The sequence below is a fragment of the uncultured Idiomarina sp. genome (assembly GCF_964010655.1).
Classification (GTDB): Bacteria; Pseudomonadota; Gammaproteobacteria; order Enterobacterales; family Alteromonadaceae; genus Idiomarina; species Idiomarina baltica.
Genome location: NZ_CAXGLS010000074.1, coordinates 1 through 5,102, shown reverse-complemented (window position 1 = coordinate 5,102; position 5,102 = coordinate 1). Strand labels below are relative to the sequence as shown.

Here is a 5,102-nt window from a genome sequence, read left to right as displayed (position 1 = left end):
CACTCTCATTGATCTTTATCGGTACGTAAACTAAAAGCTAATTCAAAAAAAGCCGCCACGTTAAAGTGATAAATGGCCGATTCTATATGACTAATTGCTACTTTTCAGGGATCGTTCAAACACATTCACTTACAAAGGTATGTCAAAATAAATATCTAATCGCCATTCACCACAGATATCCTGCCGTTAAAAACTCATACATAGTATTTGATATCAAATTACTATTAATTAAACCCGCGTCACACGTATTAAGTTTAAAAAATGAGTCATCAAGAGAGTCGTAATGAATTAAAAAATATTTTAAGAAACATAGGTTTATTTACAGCACTATTAAGCACTTTGTTAGCTAGCGGGTGCAACACAGAAGGCGCAGCAGAAGGATTAGTACCAGACACTCAACAATCTATTCATCCTGATGAAATGTGGTGGAATATTCCAATACCAGATCTAAGCCAGTCACAAGAAAAGCCACAAATAACGTTAAATGGCAATAACGTCATTATCTTGCAACGAGGCGAAGATTATACTGAATTAGGTGCGCAAGGGTTTGATGAAGTTGATGGCGACATAAGCACACAAATTAATATCAATCATAGTATCGATATTAATACTTCTGGAGATTATATCGTTCGATATACATTAACCGATAGCGACAGTAATGATGCCGTTGAAGTCAACCGCTTGGTTCGAGTTTACCAAGATAAACCCACCCCACTTACTCAACGCCCAGTATTAACGACTCAGTCAAATTTTGGCTATATTGAGCACCTTCCTAATGATTATGGTATTGATCCAGATAAAAAATACCCGTTAATTATCTTTAACCACGGTAATGGTGTTAATGCATCTCCCCGTTCAACGACAGATCCTGAAGCAGCGCTTGCTGCCGTAGTGGATAACGGCGGACCAATTACCATGATAAAAAACAACAAATGGGATGAAAACTTACCTTTTATCGTATTAACTCCCCATTTTGGCTTTGTTGATGGTATTGATAATGTATTTCGCTTTAATGCTTTCGTTGATTATGCGCTTCATACATACAATGTAGATAAGGACAAAGTATACATGACCGGCTGGAGTCAAGGAGGCTTAGCAAGTTATGATTACGCCGTTAAGCACCCTGAAAAAATTGCTGCAATTATTTCAGTTTCTGGTGGTTACCCATACGGTAGCCAAGTCCCAAACTATTTATGTGGTATTGAAACAATACCAATGTGGTTATTTCACGGTAACAATGACGAGGTAGTAGCCCATGGTACTAGTACTGCTGGATACCACCGTATTATTGAAAATTGCCAACCAACAGTTTTACCAAAGCTTTCACTTATTGATGGCGCTGGTCACGAGTTACATCACAGTATATTTGATTTAAGCGGAATGGCAGGTGGCGCGCAAGGGTACGTATTTGATACTCGATACGATGAGTACGATCAAAATATTTATGACTGGCTGCTAAGCCACTCTAAATAAAAGTGTTTGATAAAAGCATTTGTATTCGTTAAAGGCTAACAGCGTGGTGTTAGCCTTTTTTGCGTATCAATTTACTCTGTTATTTATATTCAGTTTCAACTGCACTGGTAACCTTATCCCTTAGCCACAAATTTGCCGGGTCTTTATCGACATTTCTATGCCAATAAATATGTACATCTAACGGAGGTAATTCAACGGGCATTGGTTTTACCACTATAGGTAAGATACCACAATACATCCTGGCAGACTTTTCCGGTAAAGTGAGTAACATATCATTATCCATGATCACTCGGCACGCAGATAACAAGTGTTGGCACCTAAGTCCGACTTTACGTTTTATGCCTAAGCGCCCTAGTTCAAAGTCTTCTAAGCTAGGACCTGATGCTCTTGTAGAAACAAGAACATGCGTATATTTAAGATATTCTTCTAGGGTAAATGGCTCTTTAAAGATCGGGTGTTCCTCTCGTGCTACAACAACTAAGCGATCTTTTTTTAATTGCTCATGCATAACGTTATTACTCACGGGTAGCAGAATATCGATGGCAATATCAATATCTCCACTTGCTAACTTATTTTCCAATTCACTTCGTTTTACACGTTTACTGGTAAAGTTAATATTTGGTGATTGCGTTAATATGCTTTTGGTAAAAGACGGTAGATATGACGCTTCTAACGAACTATGCATAGATACTGAGACATACTTACGTGACGTAGAAGGCTCAAATTGCCTAGATTGATACAAACTCCCTTGAAGTTGGTGCAACGCTTCTCGAACATCAGCAATCACATTTTTCGCTAATGCAGTTGGCTGCATTGCATTTCCTTGCCTAACAAAAAGCTTGTCATCAAAATGCGCTCTTAGTTTAGCTAATGAATGACTTACGGCAGGTTGTGAAAGATTTAATGCTGACGCTGCTTTACTTATGTTGCCTTCACAATAAATAGCCTCAAAGACCACAAACAAATTAAGATCTATCTTCATCACACGCCTTTAACATAACTAAACCGACACCTACCAGTTAACCAATCAGCTAACCACTTTATTACCATCTACTTAACTGTATTCATAATTCGAATACTAACAGATAACTAATATTCATTTGTGTAATTAACGTAGCACAAATAGCATGTCCATATACATAAGTTAAAAGACAAATAACTACAGGAATAATCATGGATTTTGAATATAGCGATAAAGTAAAACAATTAATGGCAACGTTAACTGCTTTTATGGATGAGCATGTTTACCCGAATGAGGCGTTATATCAGCAACAAGTTGAGCAAAATCCTTGGACAACCCCAGCCATAATGGAAGAGTTAAAAGCCAAAGCAAAAAAAGCAAAGTTATGGAATTTATTCTTACCTCTATCTTACGGAGACTATAGCCCAGGATTAACAAATCTAGAGTACGCGCCTTTAGCTGAGATTATGGGTAAAGTATATTGGGCACCGGAAGTATTTAATTGCAGTGCACCTGACACGGGCAATATGGAAGTATTAGCTAAATACGGCAGTGAACAACAAAAACAACAATGGTTAGAGCCACTACTAAGCGGCGATATTAGATCGGCATTTGCCATGACAGAGCCTGATGTCGCTTCAAGTGATGCAACAAATATAGAAACTCGAATTATTCGAGATGGTGATGAGTACGTTATCTCTGGCAAAAAATTCTATATTAGCGGCGCATGTCGAGAACAATGCAAAATTTTAATCGTCATGGGTAAAACAGACCCTGACAATGAAAACCGCCACATACAACAATCGCAAATCCTCGTTCCTATCAATACACCAGGTGTTAACATCACTCGTCCAATGAAAGTATTTGGTTATGACGACTCCCCTGAAGGACATGCAGAAGTGATTTTTGATAATGTGCGGGTACCCGTTGATAATATCATCGCAGGTGAAGGTCGCGGCTTTGAAATCGCACAAGGACGATTAGGTCCTGGACGTATTCATCACTGTATGCGATCAATTGGCGCTGCACAACGCGCACTCGAGCTAATGTGCCAACGAGCAAGCAACCGAGTAGTGTTCGGTCAATCGATGATAAAACAACAATCTGTTCGTGAAGATATCGCTAAATCGGCGTGTCAAATTGAACAAGCACGTTTGTTAACGCTTAAAGCGGCACAAAAAATGGATACTGTGGGAAATAAAGCGGCAAAAGACCTTATTGCAATGATTAAAATTGTAGCCCCAAATGTAGCGCTTGATGTCCTTGATAGAGCAATTCAAATACACGGCGCGGTAGGAGTAAGCCAAGATACTTTCTTAGCACATCAATTTGCAGGACAACGCACTTTGCGACTAGCAGATGGACCAGATCAAGTACACATGATGCAATTAGGTAGAAACTTAGCTAGACACTACAGTAAGTAATCGTGTAAAAAGCTTGCATAACGTATTGTTGAATAAATAAAACTGAAATTTATGTTAGAGATTTACGCCGGAGACACCGCGTTAAAAACAATTCAAGAACGTGGGTTTAGCCAAGAACTATTCAACACCTTTCTTGGCGCTAGTGGTGGTCCGAAATGGTTCACATTATTTGGTTTAGACAAATACGTTTTTGGCGAATTTTTTAACTCGAGAACAAATCCTCTTAATATTATTGGCTCTAGCGCAGGCGCGTTTAGAGCCGCATGTTTTGGTCAAAATGATCCGGTTGCTGCAATATCTCGTCTTGCTGAAAACTATTCACAAGCGCGCTATGCCACAACCAAACCAACTGCAAGTGAGATTTCAGTATCTGCTCAGGAAATGCTTGATTACTCATTAGGTGATAATGGCGTTAAAGAAATTATCCATAACCCAGTGTTTAGATCACACTTTATCGTTGCCAAGTGCCGTGGTTTAGTTGCAAGAGAAAATAAAGCATTACAAATACTAGGGCTAACCAGCAGCTTTATTAAAAATAAAATTTCACGACGCCTATTATCAGGTCAGTACCAGCGCTTTATCTATCAACCACAATCAAGTGATTTAGCCATATCAGATCCTTCAGGCTTTACCACACAAATAGAATATTTAACACAAGATAACCTTCGTGGAGCGCTATTGGCTTCAGGTTCTATACCCTTAGTCATGTCAGGTATTGAAAACATCCCAGGATCGCCAAATGGCATGTATCGAGACGGAGGCATCATTGACTATCACTTTGATATCAAAGTTCATAACCCAGGGTTAACGCTATACCCTCACTTTAGCGCCAATATAAAAGCAGGATGGTTTGATAAAAACTTAAAGCGAAGCGTACACCAAGAAAATTATCAAAATACGGTCGTTATCTGCCCTTCAAAAGCGTTTATACAATCACTGCCTAATCAGAAAATTCCAGATAGAACTGATTTTTCCGATATTGAAACTGAACAACGTATAAAGAATTGGCAACACGTGCTCAAACAAAGCGAGCAACTAGCAATTAGTTTTGATGAATTTATGAATAAGCAAAAGCTAGACAGAATAAAACCGATGAGTGATCTAATACGTAATTAAGTGAACAAATCCGATTGTTCAATATAAACCTTCACAACGTTATTGATTGCGTTAAAGCTTTAGCCAATAAAAATGCCTCAACACTTAACTAAGTGCTGAGGCATTTTTTAAAAGTTACTAGGGCGTGT

At 38.6% G+C, this 5,102-nt stretch carries 4 protein-coding genes; 3 read left to right on the top strand and 1 reads right to left on the bottom strand.

From position 1 onward, the window contains the following. The first annotated feature begins 261 nt into the window (after nucleotides 1-261). Nucleotides 262-1,473: an immunoglobulin-like domain-containing protein gene (locus ABNS04_RS12015; protein ID WP_278413778.1), complete on the top strand. Its 1,212-nt coding sequence runs from the start codon at nucleotides 262-264 to the stop codon at nucleotides 1,471-1,473. Between the two features lie 79 nt (nucleotides 1,474-1,552). Here the strand turns inward: ABNS04_RS12015 and ABNS04_RS12010 are convergent, their stop codons facing one another. Continuing rightward, the gene (locus tag ABNS04_RS12010) at nucleotides 1,553-2,455 is read right to left on the bottom strand and encodes a LysR family transcriptional regulator (protein ID WP_196897290.1); all 903 of its coding nucleotides are present in this window, start codon (nucleotides 2,453-2,455) and stop codon (nucleotides 1,553-1,555) included. 191 nt (nucleotides 2,456-2,646) lie between these two features. Between ABNS04_RS12010 and ABNS04_RS12005 the strand changes: the two genes are divergently transcribed. Together ABNS04_RS12005 and ABNS04_RS12000 are read left to right on the top strand one after the other, a co-directional pair. Continuing rightward, nucleotides 2,647-3,858, top strand: a complete 1,212-nt coding sequence (locus ABNS04_RS12005) for an acyl-CoA dehydrogenase family protein (RefSeq protein ID WP_071978692.1) — start codon at nucleotides 2,647-2,649, stop codon at nucleotides 3,856-3,858. Nucleotides 3,859-3,909: 51 nt separating this feature from the next. After that, entirely contained in the window at nucleotides 3,910-4,974 is a 1,065-nt protein-coding gene (locus ABNS04_RS12000; protein WP_071978693.1) for a patatin-like phospholipase family protein, read from the top strand. The last annotated feature ends 128 nt before the right edge of the window (nucleotides 4,975-5,102 follow it).

Bases quoted from the DNA above. Each gene is read 5' to 3' on its own strand.
- ABNS04_RS12015 (WP_278413778.1), top strand. From the start codon at position 262: ATGAGTCATCAAGAGAGTCGTAATGAATTAAAAAATATTTTAAGAAAC.
- ABNS04_RS12010 (WP_196897290.1), bottom strand. From the start codon at position 2,455: ATGAAGATAGATCTTAATTTGTTTGTGGTCTTTGAGGCTATTTATTGT.
- ABNS04_RS12005 (WP_071978692.1), top strand. From the start codon at position 2,647: ATGGATTTTGAATATAGCGATAAAGTAAAACAATTAATGGCAACGTTA.
- ABNS04_RS12000 (WP_071978693.1), top strand. From the start codon at position 3,910: ATGTTAGAGATTTACGCCGGAGACACCGCGTTAAAAACAATTCAAGAA.